This is a genomic window from Hafnia paralvei (assembly GCF_020150375.1).
GTDB lineage: Bacteria > Pseudomonadota > Gammaproteobacteria > Enterobacterales > Enterobacteriaceae > Hafnia > Hafnia paralvei.
Genome location: NZ_CP083737.1, coordinates 4,301,355 through 4,319,493 on the forward strand (window position 1 = coordinate 4,301,355; position 18,139 = coordinate 4,319,493).

Annotated in this window: 26 protein-coding genes; 7 read left to right on the forward strand and 19 right to left on the reverse strand. The window is 47.7% G+C overall.

All coding sequences use genetic code 11. The features are described from left to right. Nucleotides 1-513 precede the first annotated feature (513 nt). Nucleotides 514-1,080 carry a gamma carbonic anhydrase family protein gene (locus tag K9N75_RS19845; RefSeq protein ID WP_008815447.1) on the forward strand — a complete coding sequence of 189 codons (567 nt, stop codon included), beginning with the start codon at nt 514-516 and terminating at the stop codon, nt 1,078-1,080. Here K9N75_RS19845 and K9N75_RS19850 read toward each other — a convergent pair. The 6 genes from K9N75_RS19850 to dprA are packed head-to-tail and all read right to left on the reverse strand — an operon-like array spanning nt 1,035 to nt 4,828. Then, nucleotides 1,035-1,304: a DUF1488 family protein gene (locus tag K9N75_RS19850; RefSeq protein ID WP_008815448.1), complete on the reverse strand. Its 270-nt coding sequence runs from the start codon at nt 1,302-1,304 to the stop codon at nt 1,035-1,037. The genes K9N75_RS19845 and K9N75_RS19850 overlap by 46 nt on opposite strands. After that, on the reverse strand, nt 1,301-2,119 hold the full coding sequence (gene aroE, locus K9N75_RS19855) for a shikimate dehydrogenase (protein ID WP_130995616.1): 819 nt from the start codon (nt 2,117-2,119) through the stop codon (nt 1,301-1,303). Before aroE ends, K9N75_RS19850 begins: the two co-directional genes overlap by 4 nt. Nucleotides 2,120-2,124: 5 nt before the next feature. Beyond that, nucleotides 2,125-2,694 (reverse strand): L-threonylcarbamoyladenylate synthase type 1 TsaC, encoded by a 570-nt coding sequence (gene tsaC, locus K9N75_RS19860; RefSeq protein ID WP_130974163.1) that lies wholly within the window; start codon nt 2,692-2,694, stop codon nt 2,125-2,127. Nucleotides 2,695-2,700: 6 nt separating this feature from the next. Further along, nucleotides 2,701-3,243, reverse strand: coding sequence for a DNA topoisomerase family protein (locus tag K9N75_RS19865; protein WP_008815451.1), 543 nt, complete (start codon nt 3,241-3,243; stop codon nt 2,701-2,703). A gap of 30 nt (nt 3,244-3,273) precedes the next feature. Then, on the reverse strand, nt 3,274-3,747 hold the full coding sequence (locus tag K9N75_RS19870; protein ID WP_039188672.1) for a DUF494 family protein: 474 nt from the start codon (nt 3,745-3,747) through the stop codon (nt 3,274-3,276). Then, complete coding sequence (gene dprA, locus K9N75_RS19875) at nt 3,719-4,828, reverse strand: DNA-protecting protein DprA (RefSeq protein ID WP_064572555.1); 1,110 nt, start codon at nt 4,826-4,828, stop codon at nt 3,719-3,721. The genes K9N75_RS19870 and dprA overlap by 29 nt, the downstream gene beginning before the upstream one ends. A 125-nt stretch (nt 4,829-4,953) precedes the next feature. Here dprA and def point away from each other — a divergent pair, with 125 nt between their 5' ends. The 6 genes from def to mscL all read left to right on the forward strand — a co-directional run bounded on the left by def (nt 4,954) and on the right by mscL (nt 11,252). After that, nucleotides 4,954-5,463, forward strand: a complete 510-nt coding sequence (def, locus tag K9N75_RS19880; protein WP_004846534.1) for a peptide deformylase — start codon at nt 4,954-4,956, stop codon at nt 5,461-5,463. A 27-nt stretch (nt 5,464-5,490) separates the two neighbouring features. Then, nucleotides 5,491-6,438 (forward strand): methionyl-tRNA formyltransferase, encoded by a 948-nt coding sequence (fmt, locus tag K9N75_RS19885; RefSeq protein WP_061059462.1) that lies wholly within the window; start codon nt 5,491-5,493, stop codon nt 6,436-6,438. 154 nt (nt 6,439-6,592) lie between these two features. Continuing rightward, on the forward strand, nt 6,593-7,885 hold the full coding sequence (gene rsmB / locus K9N75_RS19890; protein ID WP_039188667.1) for a 16S rRNA (cytosine(967)-C(5))-methyltransferase RsmB: 1,293 nt from the start codon (nt 6,593-6,595) through the stop codon (nt 7,883-7,885). 55 nt (nt 7,886-7,940) lie between these two features. Further along, complete coding sequence (gene trkA, locus K9N75_RS19895) at nt 7,941-9,317, forward strand: Trk system potassium transporter TrkA (protein WP_004846539.1); 1,377 nt, start codon at nt 7,941-7,943, stop codon at nt 9,315-9,317. Between the two features lie 8 nt (nt 9,318-9,325). Beyond that, nucleotides 9,326-10,771 (forward strand): TrkH family potassium uptake protein, encoded by a 1,446-nt coding sequence (locus tag K9N75_RS19900; protein ID WP_008815456.1) that lies wholly within the window; start codon nt 9,326-9,328, stop codon nt 10,769-10,771. A 73-nt stretch (nt 10,772-10,844) separates the two neighbouring features. Further along, a complete protein-coding gene (mscL, locus tag K9N75_RS19905; RefSeq protein WP_008815457.1) occupies nt 10,845-11,252 on the forward strand; it encodes a large-conductance mechanosensitive channel protein MscL in 408 nt (135 codons plus the stop codon). An 87-nt stretch (nt 11,253-11,339) separates the two neighbouring features. On the opposite strand, the gene K9N75_RS19910 is transcribed toward mscL, so the two are convergent. From K9N75_RS19910 to rpsE, 13 genes are all read right to left on the reverse strand, one after another. Beyond that, nucleotides 11,340-11,516, reverse strand: a complete 177-nt coding sequence (locus K9N75_RS19910) for an alternative ribosome-rescue factor A (RefSeq protein WP_096080218.1) — start codon at nt 11,514-11,516, stop codon at nt 11,340-11,342. A 10-nt stretch (nt 11,517-11,526) separates the two neighbouring features. After that, nucleotides 11,527-11,988 carry a Zn(2+)-responsive transcriptional regulator gene (gene zntR, locus K9N75_RS19915; RefSeq protein ID WP_004846547.1) on the reverse strand — a complete coding sequence of 154 codons (462 nt, stop codon included), beginning with the start codon at nt 11,986-11,988 and terminating at the stop codon, nt 11,527-11,529. An 18-nt stretch (nt 11,989-12,006) separates the two neighbouring features. Then, nucleotides 12,007-12,366: a DnaJ family domain-containing protein gene (locus K9N75_RS19920; protein ID WP_039188665.1), complete on the reverse strand. Its 360-nt coding sequence runs from the start codon at nt 12,364-12,366 to the stop codon at nt 12,007-12,009. Between the two features lie 144 nt (nt 12,367-12,510). Continuing rightward, complete coding sequence (gene rplQ / locus K9N75_RS19925; RefSeq protein WP_008815460.1) at nt 12,511-12,897, reverse strand: 50S ribosomal protein L17; 387 nt, start codon at nt 12,895-12,897, stop codon at nt 12,511-12,513. 40 nt (nt 12,898-12,937) lie between these two features. Next, a complete protein-coding gene (locus K9N75_RS19930; protein WP_004846552.1) occupies nt 12,938-13,927 on the reverse strand; it encodes a DNA-directed RNA polymerase subunit alpha in 990 nt (329 codons plus the stop codon). A 25-nt stretch (nt 13,928-13,952) separates the two neighbouring features. Further along, nucleotides 13,953-14,573: a 30S ribosomal protein S4 gene (gene rpsD / locus K9N75_RS19935; RefSeq protein ID WP_004846554.1), complete on the reverse strand. Its 621-nt coding sequence runs from the start codon at nt 14,571-14,573 to the stop codon at nt 13,953-13,955. Nucleotides 14,574-14,603: 30 nt separating this feature from the next. Next, nucleotides 14,604-14,993: a 30S ribosomal protein S11 gene (rpsK, locus tag K9N75_RS19940; RefSeq protein ID WP_002438687.1), complete on the reverse strand. Its 390-nt coding sequence runs from the start codon at nt 14,991-14,993 to the stop codon at nt 14,604-14,606. A 16-nt stretch (nt 14,994-15,009) separates the two neighbouring features. Continuing rightward, nucleotides 15,010-15,366, reverse strand: a complete 357-nt coding sequence (rpsM, locus tag K9N75_RS19945; RefSeq protein WP_008815461.1) for a 30S ribosomal protein S13 — start codon at nt 15,364-15,366, stop codon at nt 15,010-15,012. A gap of 146 nt (nt 15,367-15,512) precedes the next feature. Then, a complete protein-coding gene (gene rpmJ, locus K9N75_RS19950) occupies nt 15,513-15,629 on the reverse strand; it encodes a 50S ribosomal protein L36 (protein ID WP_008815462.1) in 117 nt (38 codons plus the stop codon). Between the two features lie 33 nt (nt 15,630-15,662). Next, nucleotides 15,663-16,994 carry a preprotein translocase subunit SecY gene (secY, locus tag K9N75_RS19955; RefSeq protein ID WP_004846557.1) on the reverse strand — a complete coding sequence of 444 codons (1,332 nt, stop codon included), beginning with the start codon at nt 16,992-16,994 and terminating at the stop codon, nt 15,663-15,665. A gap of 7 nt (nt 16,995-17,001) precedes the next feature. After that, nucleotides 17,002-17,436, reverse strand: coding sequence for a 50S ribosomal protein L15 (gene rplO / locus K9N75_RS19960; RefSeq protein WP_004846562.1), 435 nt, complete (start codon nt 17,434-17,436; stop codon nt 17,002-17,004). 3 nt (nt 17,437-17,439) lie between these two features. Beyond that, on the reverse strand, nt 17,440-17,619 hold the full coding sequence (gene rpmD, locus K9N75_RS19965) for a 50S ribosomal protein L30 (RefSeq protein ID WP_004846568.1): 180 nt from the start codon (nt 17,617-17,619) through the stop codon (nt 17,440-17,442). Between the two features lie 6 nt (nt 17,620-17,625). Continuing rightward, nucleotides 17,626-18,126: a 30S ribosomal protein S5 gene (rpsE, locus tag K9N75_RS19970; RefSeq protein ID WP_004846569.1), complete on the reverse strand. Its 501-nt coding sequence runs from the start codon at nt 18,124-18,126 to the stop codon at nt 17,626-17,628. Nucleotides 18,127-18,139: the final 13 nt, after the last annotated feature.

Here is an 18,139-nt window from a genome sequence, read left to right on the forward strand (position 1 = left end):
CTCGAAAATTAACTTTCGTAGTTCTTCTTTAGTTAAACAAGTCAACTAAATGAATTACTGCTTGGTCACTCTTCAAGACTTTAATATTTTATCGTCCGAGGACGTTAGATATTGTCTTGTGAGTGCCCACACAGATTGTCTGATAAATTGTTAAAGAGCAGTGAGTTAGGAGACTTAGCTTGCTAACTCGAGGTGGCGTATAATACGCTTTCCTCTTTCAGAGTCAACCCATAATTTCAGGATTTTTTCTCTTGCGATTTCTTATTGAAACCGCCGATACGGTGTGAAGTGATTCACATGTTCCGTGTCGATGGAGGCGCATTATAGGGAGTTCTCGCAGGCTGACAACCCCTAATTTCCAATAAATCGATCGTTTGCTGCATTCCACAGCAAAACCCCGCCTTATACCCGTTTGTGCACAAACTTATCCACAGATATAAGGATCCACGAGTTGAGTTTTCACTAGTGCACGATAGTATTGGGTGTATTCATCCCTCTTTTGGCGCACTTTTTATGTCTCTTTCTGTTCGTCCATACCTCTCTTTACACCCTAAGATCGCAAATCGCGTATTTATTGATCCCACCAGCACCATTATTGGGGCTGTCGATCTGGCAGATGACGTGAGTATCTGGCCACTGGTTGCGATCCGAGGAGACGTTAACTATATATCCATCGGTGCACGATCCAATATTCAGGATGGAACCGTTATTCACGTCACTCACAAATCAGAGAATACTCCAGAGGGCTTGCCAACGATTATTGGTGAGGATGTTACCGTTGGACATAAGGCTATGCTTCATGGATGTACTATAGGAAACCGAGTTCTCGTTGGAATGGGTAGCATTATTCTGGACGGCGCAATCATAGAAGACGATGTCATCATTGGTGCTGGTAGTTTAGTTTCACCAGGAAAGCGGTTAGTCAGCGGATATATGTACTTTGGAAGCCCAGCTCGTCAGATCCGTCCATTAAGCGAAGAAGAGAAAATGGGATTACTGTATTCAGCCAATAACTATGTGCGTTGGAAAGACGACTATCTCTCACAGCCAGAAATCCATATCCAGCCATCGTCGTTGTAATCTTCGTTCAGGATCTTTTGCTCCGCTAAATCTTCAAGATCCCAGCGTAGCGATCTGAATAGAGCCAGAGGATCATGATTCACAGGATCCTCTACCATTCGTTTAAGCTCGTCTATATAGATAGCGCAGCATATTTGAAAACCATTGCTCGTTGCGGGAAAGAGGACAGCTCTCTTCTTCGCATCCCATTCTTCTTGGTCTGGAAACTGTATCGCTTGGTTCATCGTGATGATTCTTCACGCATGACGTTGAGCACAGATGCAATTTCCGGCATCACGCCATTCCACAGCAAGAATGCATGAGCCGCTTGTCCCACGAGCATCCCAAAGCCATCAGCTATCTGATTTGCGTCATGCTCTTTCGCCCAAGAGAGGAAAGGCGTTAGCCCTTTCTGGTAAAACATGTCGTAGCAAGCAGTATTCTCATCAATAACTTCAGTGGAAATCTGTGGAATTTCGCCATGAATGCCTGAAGCCGTTGCATTAATTATGAGATCAAATCGCCTTCCCGACAGTTCATTGAATTCAGCCGCGTCAATATTTCCCAAATGACTAAAGACCTTAGCCAACTCTTCAGCTCGACTATAGGTTCTATTGGCAATGGTAAGATCACAGTCTAGCGATAGGAGCGGTTGAATAACGCCACGAGCAGCACCACCGGCTCCTAACAGGAGCACTGTAGCCTCGGGGGCAATCATCCCCAAACGCTCAAGGTCACTGAGTAAGCCAATGCCGTCCGTGTTGTCGCCCAATAGACGACCATCATCCAAGAGTTTTAACGTGTTAACGGCTCCAGCTAATGAAGCTCTTTCGGTTAATTCATCTGAGAGCTCGTAGGCTTGCTCTTTGAATGGCGTCGTAATATTTGCGCCAATACCCCCACCAGCAAAAAATGCCTGAATACTCTTTGAGAAATCATCGACAGGGGCTAACCGAGTTTCATAATTAAGAGCAATACCCGTCTGCTGGCTAAACAGCTGATGGATACGCGGTGACTTACTGTGTTTAATCGGATTACCAAAAACCGCAAACTGTTTCATCTGTCTTATCCCTGCCTAAACAATTCGCCAGTCAGCGCATCACGGATTTCTGATGGGTTTAAACGCCCTCCCACTTCTGCATCAACAACAGGAAACGCATTGCCAAACTGCAAACGAACCTCTTGCGCCGTACGGCAAGGTTCCAAACCGCTCAGATTGGCACTCGTTGACACGAGCGGCTTACCAAACTGTAAGCACAGGGTTTGGACTAAAGGATGATCGCTAACACGTACTGCAATAGTAGAGAAACGACCTCTGAGCCATTGAGGCGTCGTTGGTTTAGCCGGCATCACCCATGTCACGGGACCTGGCCAATACGAAAAGACTTCTTCACGTCTTTCACCGGATAATTTCGCATCATCAACATATGGCAGCAGTTGCTCATAGTTTGCGGCAATCAGAATAAGCCCCTTTTCCCACTGGCGCTGCTTGAGATCTAGCAGTGCAAGCACAGCCAATTCACTGTCAGGATCGCAACCTAAGCCAAAAACGGCTTCGGTAGGGTAAGCCACAACTTTTTCATTTTTTAGCGCATTGAGCACGTTCGCTAGCGATGATTCTTGTTCTTTTTTCATTATCTTCTATTCAGTTACTACGGCCTTGCCGCAGAGTTTACTCGCACAAAACAGCTTAATGCCCTGAGCGGTGCGCTTTTCAATCAGCAATGGGTAGTGGCAGTAGCTACACTCTCCCTCCACTGGCTTTAGATTGATTGCAAACTGGCACTCAGGATATCTATCGCAAGCGTGAAAAACTTTTCCATAACGGGATTTTCTTTGTAGGAGTTTTCCCTGTTGGCATTGAGGACAGATTATCGAGGTGGTGTCAGGCTTATCGATCACCTCAGTATGATCACATTCAGGATACTCGCTACAGCCGATAAACATGCCGTAGCGCCCCTGACGCAAAACCAGTGTTGAACCACATTTCGGACACAGTTGACCATCCAGAATTTTGACCACGTGTCCATCAGCCTGTGGTTTTAGCGGACGAATGAACTGGCATTCTGGATAACGGGAACAACCTAAGAACGGCCCATGCTTACCACTGCGAATCACTAATTCCGCGCCGCAGTCTGGGCAGTTCTCAGTATTTTTAACAGCAAGCAGTGTTGCCTGACTCATAAATAGTTTCTTAATTCATCGGGTAACTGCTTAATGCAGATAGCCCTCATTAACTTCAAACAACAGTTCTTCCATCTGTTCGTAAGCATGCTCATGTCCCGGTACATTAAACAGCACCATAAGCACGACCCACTTCAAATCTTCAAGATCGAACTGATCCGCATCCAGCGCCATCACACGATCAATGACCATTTCTCTCGTTTCTGGAGTTAACACCTGTATTTGTTCAAGGAAGAGCAGAAACCCTCGGCATGCACTATCGAGACGTATCATCTCATCATCCGTATAAATACGCATCACATGAGGATCCGCGCATGAGATATACGGCAAAGCATCAGCTTCCTGCATCATAGCAAGCTTTTCTAACCAACCGAGGGCACTATAGATATCTTCCCGTTCAAACCCCGCACGCGTTAAATCATCGGTTAACTTATCTTGATCAACCTGCATTCCTGATGCTGTGTGTATATAGGTTTCAAACAGGTACATTAATACGTCGAACATGGCTAGCCCTCTTCAGTCGGACATAACCGCCGGACACAGCTTTAATCCATCCTGCTAACTCCAGGTCGAGCAGAGCGACAACGACCTCTGGCACAGGTTGGCCGACTCGTTCGGCGACGACGTCAACAGATGTCACCTCATATTCTACGTTAGCCAACACATCGGCAAATGGCAATTCTACATCGTCTCGCTCAGGATAAATAATTTCGACATGAGGATTGGGCAACCAATGCAAACCACCTAATTGCTCAATAATATCATTGGGATGGGCGACTAAATAGGCACCTTGTTGGATGAGCCAGTTAGCGCCGGCACTCTGCAAACTGTCAATTGAGCCGGGGATCGCAAATACATCTTTTCCCTGCTCTATCGCGCAACGCGCAGTGATCAAGGAACCACTTTTCTCTGCCGCCTCAATGATGAGCACACCATCACTCAACCCACTGATGATACGGTTTCGTCGCGGAAAGTATTCAGATCTTGCTCTGGTACTCGGTGGAAATTCGGAAATAATCGCGCCATTGTTTTCGACAATACGTGCGGCCAAATGCTCATGACACGTCGGATAAAGCTGCGCAATACCACATCCGAGCACCGCAATCGTTGTACCAAGCGACTCAAGACATGCGCGATGTGCGATTCCATCAATACCGAGTGCCAAACCACTGGTTATCACTAATCCTGATGCAGCAAGCTCGCCAGCAAAATAGGTGGCACAACTCTCCCCATAGTCGCTATACCGACGGCTACCGACAACGGCAATTTGCGCTTGTGAAAGACATTCGACGTTTCCCTTAACAAACAATACGGCCGGTGGATTAGCAATATTCTTTAGTTTTTCAGGATAGCGTGAATCATCATAAGCAATAAGATAATTTCCCTGCTGTGCTAGCCAAGATAAATCAGCCTCTAGGTGCTCAGATGAAAGGAATTTTTGTGCTTGAGCTGAGGTGAGCCCTAATTTCCTCAGCAGAAGAATATTAGGTGTCTCATTAGCGAACCGTTTAACAATGTGAATACACTGCGGCAAAGCAATTTTCTGTAAGCGGCTTAGACGCAACCAAGTTTCCTGAGCATGCATATCCGTCCCTTGCGCAGCCTGCACCTATGTGTTCAATAGGTGAACAATACTGTCAATCAAGGCCGGAAATGTCTAGAATAGTAAGTGACAATCATTCCACTACTCAGAGACAGATCGAATAATTTATGGCGGTATTGCAGGTATTACATTTCCCCGATGAGCGGCTCCGCACTGTTGCGCAGCCTGTAAAAGAAGTTACGCCCGAAATTCAGCGTATCGTTGATGACATGTTTGATACCATGTACGCGGAAGAAGGTATTGGTCTGGCGGCCACTCAGGTAGACGTTCACCAGCGTATTATCGTCATCGATGTGTCTGAAAATCGCGATCAGCGTTTAGTCCTGATCAATCCAGAATTGCTATCAAGCGACGGTGAAACCGGCATTGAAGAAGGCTGTCTGTCGGTTCCTGAACATCGAGCGCTCGTTCCTCGCGCTGAGCGTGTGAAAATTCGCGCATTGGATCGCGATGGAAAACCTTTCGAACTGGAAGCCGACGATCTTCTCGCAATCTGTATTCAACACGAGATGGATCATTTGATCGGAAAACTGTTCGTTGATTATCTCTCGCCTCTGAAGCGTCAGCGCATTCGTCAGAAGCTGGAAAAACTGTATAAACAGCAGGCCAGAGGCTAATTAGCTCATTATTAGCAGGAAACAACATTGTCTGATTCTTTGCGTATTATTTTTGCGGGAACTCCCGATTTTGCAGCGCGTCATCTAGACGCGCTTTTGTCTTCGCAGCATCAAATCGTTGGCGTTTTTACCCAACCAGATAGGCCTGCAGGTCGTGGCAATAAACTCACTCCGAGCCCTGTTAAGGTTTTAGCCGAGCAGCATAATTTACCTGTTTTTCAACCCGTGTCACTGCGCCCAGAGGACAGCCAGAAGCTGGTTTCCGATCTTAACGCCGATGTGATGGTCGTGGTGGCGTATGGGTTAATCTTGCCTAAGGCCGTTTTGGATATGCCACGTTTAGGCTGTATCAACGTGCATGGCTCCCTGCTGCCTCGCTGGCGTGGCGCAGCGCCTATTCAGCGAGCCTTATGGGCCGGTGATGCTGAAACAGGTGTCACTATTATGCAGATGGACGTTGGTTTAGATACTGGCGATATGCTGCATAAAGTCTCCTGTCCAATCACCGCTCAAGATACCAGTGCAACGCTATACGATAAGCTGGCTGAGATGGGGCCTCAAGGGTTGCTCGCTACGCTCGCTGAGTTAGCCAACGGTACAGCAACGCCTGAGAAGCAGGATGAAGCCCTAGTGACCTACGCTGAGAAACTAAGCAAAGAGGAAGCCCGCTTAAACTGGACTCTTTCTGCTGCACAGCTTGAGCGCTGCGTTCGGGCGTTCAATCCATGGCCGGTAAGCTTCTTTATGATTGATGGCCAACCGGTAAAAGTTTGGCAGTCTCAGGCGATAGCAGCCGAGCAGAACCAAGCTCCGGGGACTATCATCAGCGCCGACAAACATGGCATTGCCGTAGCAACCGCCGAGGGGGCCTTGCTGATGACCCAGTTGCAACCTTCTGGCAAGAAAAGCATGTCCGCGCAGGATTTACTCAATTCTCGCCGCGAGTGGTTCATTCCAGGTAATTGCCTAGAATAATTCCATTAGTCATTGTAAAAAGGGCCCAATGGGCCCTTTTTGTTTGAAATTGATGCTAATCCGTCTCTAAACTTCAAACCCGCCCCCTATTCGCGGTAAACTTCGCGCCATACTCTAAATTATTTATTTATGCTGCAACGGTCAGCCTAACGCTATGAAAAACACTCCATATAATCTGCGTGCTATTGCTGCCAAAGCGCTTGGGTCAGTGCTTGACCAAGGACAGTCTCTCAGTACCGTACTTCCGGCTCTAAGCAAAGAAGTCAGCGAGAAAGACCGTGCACTGCTACAAGAGCTTTGCTTTGGTGTTCTACGTGTTTTACCGCAGTTGGAATGGTATATCCAACAGCTGATGGCGAAGGTACTCACTGGTAAGCAGCGGCCATTACATTATCTAATCATGGTTGGGATCTACCAACTGGTCTATACCCGTATTCCCCCACATGCAGCCTTGGCCGAAACAGTCAATGGTGCTGTCGCATTGAAACGCCCCCAACTAAAAGGGCTGATCAATGGTGTTTTACGTCAGTTCCAGCGTCAGGAAGACCAGTTAAAAGAACGCGCACAGAATAACGAATGCCGTTTCTTACACCCTTCGTGGCTGCTAAAACGTTTACAACAGGCTTACCCGCAGCAGTGGGAATCCATTGTTGATGCCAATAACCAACGCCCACCAATGTGGTTACGCGTCAACCGCCTCCATCACTCGCGCGATGAATATTTAGCGTTACTGGCTAAAGCTGAAATCAATGCATTTGCACATCCACAGTTCCCCGATGCAATCTGCCTCGAAGAGGCTTCGCCCGTCGGTCGTCTCCCAGGATTTGAGCAAGGCTGGGTAACCGTTCAGGACGCCAGTGCTCAGCACTGTGTCGATCTGCTTGATCCGCAAAATGGTGAACAGATCCTTGATCTTTGCTGCGCTCCCGGAGGAAAAACCACACATATTCTGGAGGCGGCTCCAAAGGCGCACGTTCTTGCCGTTGATGTTGATGAAAATCGACTGAAGCGCGTGAAAGAAAACCTACATCGTTTACAACAACAGGCTGAGGTAAAATGCGGTGATGGGCGTTATCCTGAGAAATGGTGTGGGGACAAGCAATTTGATCGTATCTTGCTAGATGCCCCTTGTTCAGCAACAGGAGTGATCCGTCGTCACCCTGATATCAAATGGCTGCGTCGCGATCGTGATATTGCTGAATTGGCGGCTCTACAGAAAGAAATTATTGAAGCCATCTGGCCACATCTGAAATCCGGTGGGGTAATGGTTTATGCTACCTGCTCTGTTTTACCTGAAGAAAATGCTCAACAGATGCGCGAGTTTCTCTCCCGCCATCCAGAGGCTCAGCTGATGATCACCGGAGATCAAAAGAATCCGGGGCAACAGCATCTTCCCCATGCACAGGATGGCGATGGGTTCTTTTACGCTAAGCTGATTAAGGCATAACAGTGTCTGCCTGCGGACGACACAGGCTTATAAATAGCGCGAACCAGAGAACACAATGAAGATAATCATTCTTGGCGCCGGGCAAGTCGGCGGCACACTGGCAGAAAATCTCGTCGGCGAAAATAACGATATAACCATCGTCGATACGAATAGCGATCGCCTGCGCCAACTGCAAGATAAATTCGACTTAAGAGTGGTGCAGGGCCATGGCTCTCACCCACGCGTATTGCGTGAAGCAGGAGCCGACGATGCAGATATGCTTGTCGCCGTCACCAGCTCAGATGAAACCAATATGGTCGCCTGTCAGGTTGCCTATTCGTTATTTAATACACCAAATCGAATCGCACGCATCCGCTCAACGGAGTATATCCGTGAAAACGAGCGTTTGTTTAATGCCGAAGCCGTACCGATAGACCATCTTATCTCTCCAGAGCAGTTGGTGACAGACTATGTGTATCGGCTGATTGAGTATCCTGGTGCATTGCAGGTCGTCAATTTTGCCGAAGGAAAAGTCAGCCTCGCAGTGGTAAAAGCCTATTACGGTGGCCCACTGGTTGGTAACGCGCTCGCATCGCTTAAAGAGCATATGCCGCACATTGATACCCGGGTCGCCGCTATTTTCCGCCAAGATCGTCCCATTCGCCCACAAGGCTCTACCATTATTGAAGCCGGTGACGAAGTGTTTTTTGTCGCCGCATCGCAGCATATTCGCGCCGTGATGAGCGAGCTTCAGCGTTTAGAAAAACCTTATAAACGTATTATGATTGTCGGCGGCGGTAACGTTGGCGCTGGATTAGCTCATCGTTTAGAAAAAGACTACAGCGTTAAACTCATTGAACGTAATCAGCAACGCGCTGCTGAGCTTGCCGAAATGCTACATGACACCATCGTGTTCTATGGTGATGCTTCTGACCAAGAGTTGCTGACTGAAGAGCATATTGATCAAGTCGACGTTTTTATCGCTCTAACCAACGATGACGAAGCTAATATCATGTCTGCGATGTTAGCCAAGCGCTTAGGGGCTAAAAAAGTCATGGTGCTCATCCAGAGAAGCGCATATGTCGATCTGGTGCAAGGTAGTGTTATCGATATCGCAATTTCGCCACAGCAGGCAACGATCTCTGCGCTGCTTGGACACGTACGTAAAGCAGACATCGTCAGTGTATCCTCATTGCGCCGCGGCGTCGCTGAAGCCATTGAAGCCATCGCACATGGGGATGAAAGCACCTCAAAAGTTGTTGGTCGCAAAGTAGAAGAAATAAAACTTCCGCCGGGTACAACAATTGGCGCCATTGTTCGGGGAGATGACGTCATTATTGCTAATAGCGAGTCTAAAATTGAACAGGGAGATCACGTCATCATGTTCTTAACCGACAAAAAGTTTATTACAGACGTTGAACGCTTGTTCCAACCAAGCCCATTCTTCTTATAGCCGCGTATATGGTCAACTATCGTTCTATTCTCTACATCTTGGGGATGATGCTCTCAAAGGTCGCCCTCTTGATGTATATACCGACTATTTACGCGCTATTTACCGGTAGCGGTGGCGTTTCTGAATTTCTACAGTCGGTGATTATTACCCACGTCATTGCCATTATTCTTATCGCTCAAGGACGCGGGCAGAAATTTTATCTCCGCATTCGGGACATGTTTCTAACCACGACGCTTGCCTGGATCACCGCCTGCTGCTTCGGTGCGTTACCTTTTGTTTTTATTAAGCACATCGCGTTTACCGATGCCTTTTTCGAAACTATGTCTGGGCTCACGACGACCGGTTCATCGGTTTTATCTCACTTAAATCAGATGGAACCTAGTGTTCTGCTCTGGCGCTCATTGCTCCAGTGGATGGGGGGTGTTGGCTTTATCGTTATGGCTGTCGCAATTCTACCTTTTCTCGATGTAGGGGGAATGCGGTTATTCCATACCGAATCGTCGGATTGGTCAGAGAAAAGCTCTCCGCGTATGAAAGACGTGGCCAAAAGCATTATGGGCGTTTATGTGGTGCTCACATTCCTATGCTACTTTGGCTTTCGCTACGCGGGAATGGACAACTTTGATGCCGTTAACCATGCCTTTGCCACTATCTCTACGGGTGGATTCTCTACCAATGACTTATCCATGGCGGCCTATTCGAAACTCGCCCAGTGGAATGCAACGCTATTTATGTTTCTAGGGTCACTGCCATTTTTATTATTTGTGCAGTGCATTCGGCAACGAAGTGGCAAACCCTTATGGCGAGATCAGCAGCTTGTGGGATTCACACGCTTCGTGATTATCGTCGGTATGATCATCACTCTATGGCTATGGCATAAAAATATATTCAGCTTCACTGATAGTCTGAGAATCGCATTCTTTAACCTGATAAACATTTTATCTACCACGGGCTACTCCTTAGGAAACTTCGATCTGTGGACCCCGTTGACCACCGTAATTTTCGCCTCAGTGATGCTACTTGGTGGATGTTCAGGCTCAACCGCTGGCGGCATTAAAATGTTTAGAATACAGATTTGCTTTGAAACTCTGCATATCGAAGTACGTAAACTCATCCACCCTAACGCGATATTTCCACGTCGCTATAATAATCGCCCGATTACGAATGAAGTCAGCCGGTCGGTGATTGCCTTTATGATGGCGTTTATTGGGATCACGATTGTCATTGCCGGGATTTTGGGAATGAGTGGCGTTGATACGCTATCAGCTATCACCGGCGCAATGACCGCAATGGCCAATGTAGGGCCCGGTATGGGTCCGGTTATTGGCCCTAGCGGTAACTTTGCGTCGTTGCCTGATATTGCCAAATGGGCCTTATCGATAGGAATGCTTTTAGGACGCCTCGAAGTCATGACAGTTATTGTGCTAATGTTTCCTGCTTTCTGGCGTACTTAAATTTACGTCCGTCTTTTGTCAATTAATGCTATGTTTGTTAAACTTGTGTTATTGATTTTAAAAGGGGTGAGCTATGAGTTTATTAAAAGAGTTTCGTGAATTTGCCATGCGTGGCAACGTTGTCGATTTAGCCGTCGGTGTTATCATCGGTGCCGCATTTGGTAAGATTGTCTCATCTTTAGTCGCCGATATTATTATGCCGCCGCTGGGTTTATTGATTGGCGGCGTTGATTTCAAACAGTTCCATTGGGTCATACGCGCAGCGGAAGGTGCTACGCCCGCGGTTGTCATGAATTATGGTCAGTTTATTCAAAATATCTTCGATTTTGTCATTGTAGCCTTCGCTATTTTCTTAGCCATTAAGCTCATGAACAAAATGCGTCGCCAAGAAGCAGAAGAGCCAGCAGCTCCGCCAGCGCCAACCACGGAAGAAAAACTGTTGACTGAAATTCGTGACCTACTAAAACAGCAACAAAAATAATACATTAGAAGAACAGAAAAGCCGCTCTGAGCGGCTTTTTTATTGGTTGCTTGCAGAGAGGAAACTGTAGGTAAAATACATCAGAAATTAATGAATTTTACCTACAGCCTCCCAGCTGCCTTTTTTACCGTGCTTGGCTTTCCGAGTATAGCTGCCTTTACCCTTACTATTTTTTTCTACGCGTGCCTTAAACAAAGGATCGTGTAAAAGCGCTTGGATAGCATTATCCGTAATAATACCTTTGGTGTGCTGATACTTAGTCATGACTTCCTCACTAACAATATGAAGGTTTAGGGTAATAACCCCGCAAATCTATACGCATCAATCTTTCCGCTGCACCTTGTTCTAGAGCCTCAAGAATTGAACAATAGGTACTGGTATGAGCTTTTCCGCAACAGGCATCACTCAAACGTCTGAGTGATTGACGCATCAATTCCAACTCATGGATCTTACTTTCTACCTCGAGCAGTCTGGCGTCAACGATAGATTTAGACTCTTGGCAGGTATGATGCTTTGGATCGACTCTGATCGATAATAGCTCACGGATCGACTCCAATGTAAAACCTAGCTGCTTAGCATAACGAATAAAACGTAATCGTTGAAGATCGTGATCCGTATAAAGACGATACCCACCTTCGGTTCGAACTTCATGATCCATCATCTTCTGCTTTTCATAATAACGCACAGTATCAGGCGTTACTCCCGCTAACTTCGCTAACTGCCCAATGCGATACATAGCCTACCATCTCCCCAATTAGAAACGTTGTGCAAAATGCTCGACATACTCTGCATGCAAAAAATCTGTACTCATGCCAGCCTGGCGTAAACGAAACTCCAACAGTGCTAGTTTCTTATTAAGCTCGCTGTAATCAGGATGCTCGCGAGATAGACCCCTTAGTATTGATGCGATCGTTGCCGCCTCGTTCCGTTGCTCTATTTCAGGCGGTAAACACCCCGCATTCTTCAAAAGCCGGTAGCCAGCACGCAATTCAGCGGGAACATGAGAATCGTCATCCAGAACCAAAGGTTTACCTTCTCCGGACAGGTTATTTAATTCTCCACGTTTTAGCGCGGCGTTGATGTGGCGCTCAGCCCATTCATCCACTAAGAACATAAATTTATCCCCAATAACATCTGAATATAGCTTAATCAGGATAACGATAAAAAAGAAGAGACATGCGAGGGGCACAACAGAACATGATGAATTCTAGGTATAAAAAAGCCGGGCCTAAGCCCGGCATTTTCATGCTTCTACAGATTACTCTGCAGTTGCTTCTGCATCAGATACAGAACGATCAACGAGTTCGATGTAAGCCATCGGCGCGTTGTCGCCTGCACGGAAGCCACACTTAAGAATACGAGTGTAACCACCGGCACGGCTCGCGAAACGCGGGCCTAGCTCGTTAAACAGTTTTGCCACGATCTCGTTATCACGAGTACGGGCGAATGCCAGACGACGATTAGCAACGCTGTCGGTCTTGGCAAGAGTAATCAGCGGCTCAACCACGCGACGCAGCTCTTTCGCTTTCGGCAGGGTCGTCTTGATGATTTCATGACGAACCAAAGAGCCGGCCATATTGCGGAACATAGCTTGGCGATGGCTGCTGTTACGGTTCAGTTGACGACCACTCTTACGATGGCGCATGACCTTATCCTTCTCAGTAAAACCTTAACCTGTGACCTAGTTACTCGTCAGCAATGCTAGCTGGCGGCCAGTTTTCGAGGCGCATGCCCAGAGACAGACCACGTGAAGCCAGCACGTCTTTAATCTCAGTAAGAGATTTTTTACCCAAGTTCGGCGTTTTCAGCAACTCAACTTCGGTACGCTGTACTAGATCACCGATGTAGTGGATAGCTTCTGCCTTGAGGCAGTTAGCAGAGCGGACAGTCAATTCCAGATCGTCAACAGGGCGCAGCAGGATCGGATCGAACTCCGGCTTCTCTTCTTTAACTTCCGGCTGACGTACATCACGTAAGTCAACGAAAGCTTCAAGTTGTTCAGCCAAGATAGTTGCCGCACGGCGGATTGATTCTTCCGGATCAATCGTACCATTGGTTTCCATCTCGATAACCAGCTTGTCCAGGTCGGTACGCTGTTCAACACGAGCAGCTTCAACATTGTAGGCAATACGCTCTACAGGGCTGTAGCAAGCATCGACTAACAGACGGCCGATCGGGCGCTCATCTTCTTCCGAATGAATTCGGGCAGAAGCCGGCACATAACCACGACCACGCTGAATTTTGATACGCATGCTAATTGATGCATTTTCATCAGTCAGATGGCAGATCACATGCTGCGGCTTGACGATTTCAACATCACCATCATGGGTGATATCGGCTGCAGTCACAGGGCCAATGCCAGACTTATTCAGGGTAAGAATAACTTCATCTTTGCCTTGAACTTTCACCGCCAGCCCTTTCAGGTTGAGCAGGATTTCCAGGATATCTTCCTGTACACCTTCTTTGGTGCTGTACTCATGCAGTACACCATCAATCTCAACCTCGGTCACCGCGCAACCCGGCATAGATGAAAGCAGAATACGGCGCAGTGCGTTACCAAGAGTATGGCCAAAGCCACGCTCTAACGGCTCAAGGGTCACCTTGGCGTGCGTCGAACTCAGTTGCTCGATATCTACCAGGCGCGGTTTTAGAAACTCTGTCACAGAACCCTGCATTGTGTCCTCTCTTTGGTACTAAGCTTTACTTAGAGTAAAGCTCGACGATCAGGTGTTCGTTAATGTCCGCAGACAGGTCGGAACGTTCAGGATTACGTTTGAACACACCTTCCATCTTAGCAGCATCAACTTCCAGCCAAGTCGGCTTTTCACGCTGCTCAGCCAGCTCCAGAGCGGCCTTCACACGAGATTGCTTTTTAGCTTTCTCACGTACGCTGACTACGTCATTAGGAGATACCTGATAAGAAGCGATGTTAACAACGCGACCATTTACTACGACTGCTTTATGGCTAACCAGCTGACGTGCTTCTGCACGAGTGGCACCGAAGCCCATACGGTAAACGACGTTGTCCAGACGACCTTCCAGCAGTTGCAACAGGTTTTCACCGGTGTTGCCTTTCAGGCGGGCTGCTTCTTTATAATAGTTACGGAACTGACGCTCCAGAACGCCGTAGATACGACGAACTTTTTGCTTCTCACGTAACTGAACACCATAGTCAGACAGACGCGGTTTACGCGCACCGTGCTGGCCAGGTGCCTGCTCAATTTTACACTTGGTATCGATCGCACGAACGCCAGACTTAAGGAATAAGTCTGTGCCCTCACGACGGCTCAGCTTGAGCTTAGGACCCAAATATCTTGCCATTTTCTTTCTCCAACAATCCGAGGAACGACGTTATACGCGACGTTTCTTCGGCGGACGACAACCGTTATGAGGGATCGGAGTCACATCAGTAATATTAGTGATGCGGAAACCAGCCGCGTTCAACGCGCGGATAGTAGACTCACGGCCAGGACCAGGTCCTTTAACCATAACTTCCAGATTCTTAATTCCGTACTCTTTTACTGCTTCGGCGCAACGTTCTGCTGCTACCTGTGCGGCAAATGGAGTGGATTTACGAGAACCACGGAAACCGGAACCACCGGCTGTTGCCCAACCCAGTGCGTTACCCTGACGATCAGTAATGGTAACAATGGTGTTGTTGAAAGAAGCATGGACGTGAGCCACACCGTCAGAGACTTGCTTTCTTACACGCTTACGTGCACGAATAGGTGCCTTTGCCATTATTCAATCACCCCGATTATTTCTTGATCGGTTTACGCGGACCCTTACGGGTACGTGCGTTGGTCTTAGTACGCTGACCGCGAACCGGTAGACCACGACGATGACGCAAACCACGATAGGTACCAAGATCCATCAGACGCTTGATGCTCAGGGTTACTTCACGACGCAGGTCACCTTCTACAGTGTACTTGGCAACTTCGTCACGCAGCTTATCGATTTGCTCTTCAGACAGCTCACTGATCTTAACATTTTCAGCAATGCCCGTTGCTTCACAGATAGCCTGTGAGCGGGTCTTGCCGATACCGAAGATCGCAGTCAATGCGATAACAGTATGTTTTTGATCAGGAATGTTAATGCCTGCTATACGGGCCACTATGCACTCCTAAATTTTTATACAACAGCACCACTCTGAAAAGCCCGTTTTCAGGATACTCAAATGATACTGTAGCAACATACAAAAGATTGGCTGGCTAATCTAGCCAGCTCAACCCAACTTTGCAAGAAAAATATGCGAGATAATCAGCCTTGACGCTGTTTATGCTTCGGTTCTACGCTGCAAATCACACGCACAACACCGTTGCGCTTAACAATTTTACAGTTACGACATAATTTCTTGACGGAAGCACGAACTTTCATTTTACTCTCCGTAACTTCTCAAACTCACCAAGATTAGCGGTTATAGCCTTTCAGGTTCGCTTTCTTCAATGCAGACTCGTACTGACTTGACATCATCAGAGTTTGCACTTGAGCCATAAAGTCCATGATGACCACGACTACGATGAGTAGTGATGTACCACCAAAGTAGAATGGTACTTTCATTGCATCACGCATGAACTCCGGGATCAGGCAGATAAAGGTAATGTACAAGGCACCAATTAAGGTTAAACGAGTCATTACTTTATCGATATACTTCGCCGTTTGCTCTCCCGGACGAATTCCTGGTACGAATGCACCGGACTTCTTCAGGTTATCAGCTGTTTCTCTTGGGTTGAAAACCAACGCCGTATAGAAGAAACAGAAGAAGATGATTGCAGACGCATAGAGTAACACATAAAGCGGTTGCCCAGGCTGCAAATACAGCGAAATTGTTGTCAGCCAGTTCCAACCGGTGCCGCCCCCAAACCAAGATGCAATCGTGGCTGGGAACAGAATAATGCTGGAAGCAAAGATAGCAGGAATTACGCCAGCCATATTCACTTTCAACGGTAAATGTGTGCTCTGTGCTGCATAAACACGACGTCCTTGCTGACGCTTAGCATAGTTAACGACGATACGACGTTGACCACGTTCAACGAAAACAACGAAGAAGGTTACTGCAAATACTAACACTGCAACCAACAGCAACAGGAGGAAGTGCAGGTCGCCCTGCCGCGCTTGCTCGATAGTATGGCCAATTGCCGGCGGTAAACCCGCTACAATCCCCGCAAAGATAATGATTGAGATACCGTTACCGATACCGCGCTCAGTTATCTGCTCACCCAGCCACATCAGGAACATCGTCCCAGTAACTAAGCTCACCACTGCGGTGAAGTAGAACGCAAAGCCAGGGTTAATGACCAAGCCTTGCATTCCTGGCATATTCGGCAGACCGGTAGCAATACCGATCGACTGAAATATGGCTAAAACCAGCGTACCATAACGGGTGTACTGACTAATCTTACGACGGCCAGCCTCCCCTTCTTTCTTAATTTCCGCTAACGCTGGGTGAACCACCGTCAGTAACTGGATAATAATTGACGCCGAAATATACGGCATAATACCCAGAGCAAAGATAGAAGCACGGCTGAGTGCACCACCAGAGAACATGTTAAACATTTCAATGATGGTGCCTCTCTGCTGTTCGAGCAGTTTGGCAAGTACAGCGGCATCAATACCAGGGATCGGAATAAAAGAGCCAATACGGAAAACTATGAGCGCCCCAATTACAAACAGCAGTCTGCGCTTGAGTTCGCCAAGTCCACCCTTGGCACTTTGATAATCTAATCCTGGTTGCTTAGCCATCTGCTACTTATTCCTCAATTTTACCGCCAGCAGCTTCGATAGCAGCACGAGCGCCTTTGGTGACACGCAGGCCACGCAAAGTCACAGCACGATTGATTTCACCAGAAAGCATAACTTTCGCGAATTCAATCTGTGGGCCAACTACGTTAGCGGCTTTCAGAGTGTTCAGGTCGATAACATCGCCTTCAACTAAAGCGATCTCTGACAGACGAACTTCTGCAGTGATCATTGCTTTACGAGAAGTAAAGCCGAATTTCGGCAGACGACGGTACAGAGGCATCTGACCACCTTCGAAACCACGACGTACGCCACCGCCAGAACGAGACTTCTGACCTTTGTGACCACGACCGCCAGTTTTACCCAGGCCAGAACCGATACCACGACCCAGACGCTTGGAAGCGTGCTTGGACCCTTCGGCCGGAGACAGAGTATTTAAACGCATCTCTTACTCCTCAACTTTAACCATGTAGGAAACCGCGTTGACCATACCACGTACAGCAGGAGTATCCTCGCGCTCTACGGTGTGGCCAATACGACGCAGACCCAGGCCAAGCAGCGTTGCCTTGTGTTTCGGCAGACGACCGATTGCACTGCGGGTTTGAGTTATTTTAATAGTCTTTGCCATGGTCAATTACCCCAGAATTTCTTCAACGGATTTACCACGCTTGGCAGCGACCATTTCTGGGGACTTCATGCTAGCCAGACCATCGATAGTTGCACGAACCACGTTAATTGGGTTGGTGGAACCATAGGCCTTAGCTAGAACGTTGTGAACCCCAGCGACTTCCAGAACGGCGCGCATTGCACCACCGGCAATAATACCGGTACCTTCGGAAGCCGGCTGCATGAACACACGAGAACCCGTGTGAGCACCTTTAACAGGATGCTGCAGGGTGCCGCTGTTCAGCGCGACATTCATCATGTTGCGACGGGCTTTTTCCATCGCTTTCTGGATCGCTGCTGGAACTTCACGCGCTTTACCGTAACCAAAACCTACGCGACCATTGCCATCACCCACTACAGTTAGTGCGGTGAAGCTAAAAATACGGCCACCTTTTACAGTTTTAGATACGCGATTTACCGCGATCAGCTTTTCCTGCAGTTCGCCAGCTTGTTTTTCGATGTGAGCCATCTTACACCTCTAC

What these genes read in the sequence shown, in the direction of transcription:
- K9N75_RS19845 (WP_008815447.1), top strand. Translation starts at nt 514, where the DNA reads ATGTCTCTTTCTGTTCGTCCATACCTCTCTTTACACCCTAAGATCGCA.
- K9N75_RS19850 (WP_008815448.1), bottom strand. Translation starts at nt 1,304, where the DNA reads ATGAACCAAGCGATACAGTTTCCAGACCAAGAAGAATGGGATGCGAAG.
- aroE (WP_130995616.1), bottom strand. Translation starts at nt 2,119, where the DNA reads ATGAAACAGTTTGCGGTTTTTGGTAATCCGATTAAACACAGTAAGTCA.
- tsaC (WP_130974163.1), bottom strand. Translation starts at nt 2,694, where the DNA reads ATGAAAAAAGAACAAGAATCATCGCTAGCGAACGTGCTCAATGCGCTA.
- K9N75_RS19865 (WP_008815451.1), bottom strand. Translation starts at nt 3,243, where the DNA reads ATGAGTCAGGCAACACTGCTTGCTGTTAAAAATACTGAGAACTGCCCA.
- K9N75_RS19870 (WP_039188672.1), bottom strand. Translation starts at nt 3,747, where the DNA reads ATGTTCGACGTATTAATGTACCTGTTTGAAACCTATATACACACAGCA.
- dprA (WP_064572555.1), bottom strand. Translation starts at nt 4,828, where the DNA reads ATGCATGCTCAGGAAACTTGGTTGCGTCTAAGCCGCTTACAGAAAATT.
- def (WP_004846534.1), top strand. Translation starts at nt 4,954, where the DNA reads ATGGCGGTATTGCAGGTATTACATTTCCCCGATGAGCGGCTCCGCACT.
- rsmB (WP_039188667.1), top strand. Translation starts at nt 6,593, where the DNA reads ATGAAAAACACTCCATATAATCTGCGTGCTATTGCTGCCAAAGCGCTT.
- trkA (WP_004846539.1), top strand. Translation starts at nt 7,941, where the DNA reads ATGAAGATAATCATTCTTGGCGCCGGGCAAGTCGGCGGCACACTGGCA.
- K9N75_RS19900 (WP_008815456.1), top strand. Translation starts at nt 9,326, where the DNA reads ATGGTCAACTATCGTTCTATTCTCTACATCTTGGGGATGATGCTCTCA.
- mscL (WP_008815457.1), top strand. Translation starts at nt 10,845, where the DNA reads ATGAGTTTATTAAAAGAGTTTCGTGAATTTGCCATGCGTGGCAACGTT.
- K9N75_RS19910 (WP_096080218.1), bottom strand. Translation starts at nt 11,516, where the DNA reads ATGACTAAGTATCAGCACACCAAAGGTATTATTACGGATAATGCTATC.
- zntR (WP_004846547.1), bottom strand. Translation starts at nt 11,988, where the DNA reads ATGTATCGCATTGGGCAGTTAGCGAAGTTAGCGGGAGTAACGCCTGAT.
- K9N75_RS19920 (WP_039188665.1), bottom strand. Translation starts at nt 12,366, where the DNA reads ATGTTCTTAGTGGATGAATGGGCTGAGCGCCACATCAACGCCGCGCTA.
- rplQ (WP_008815460.1), bottom strand. Translation starts at nt 12,897, where the DNA reads ATGCGCCATCGTAAGAGTGGTCGTCAACTGAACCGTAACAGCAGCCAT.
- K9N75_RS19930 (WP_004846552.1), bottom strand. Translation starts at nt 13,927, where the DNA reads ATGCAGGGTTCTGTGACAGAGTTTCTAAAACCGCGCCTGGTAGATATC.
- rpsD (WP_004846554.1), bottom strand. Translation starts at nt 14,573, where the DNA reads ATGGCAAGATATTTGGGTCCTAAGCTCAAGCTGAGCCGTCGTGAGGGC.
- rpsK (WP_002438687.1), bottom strand. Translation starts at nt 14,993, where the DNA reads ATGGCAAAGGCACCTATTCGTGCACGTAAGCGTGTAAGAAAGCAAGTC.
- rpmJ (WP_008815462.1), bottom strand. Translation starts at nt 15,629, where the DNA reads ATGAAAGTTCGTGCTTCCGTCAAGAAATTATGTCGTAACTGTAAAATT.
- secY (WP_004846557.1), bottom strand. Translation starts at nt 16,994, where the DNA reads ATGGCTAAGCAACCAGGATTAGATTATCAAAGTGCCAAGGGTGGACTT.
- rplO (WP_004846562.1), bottom strand. Translation starts at nt 17,436, where the DNA reads ATGCGTTTAAATACTCTGTCTCCGGCCGAAGGGTCCAAGCACGCTTCC.
- rpmD (WP_004846568.1), bottom strand. Translation starts at nt 17,619, where the DNA reads ATGGCAAAGACTATTAAAATAACTCAAACCCGCAGTGCAATCGGTCGT.
- rpsE (WP_004846569.1), bottom strand. Translation starts at nt 18,126, where the DNA reads ATGGCTCACATCGAAAAACAAGCTGGCGAACTGCAGGAAAAGCTGATC.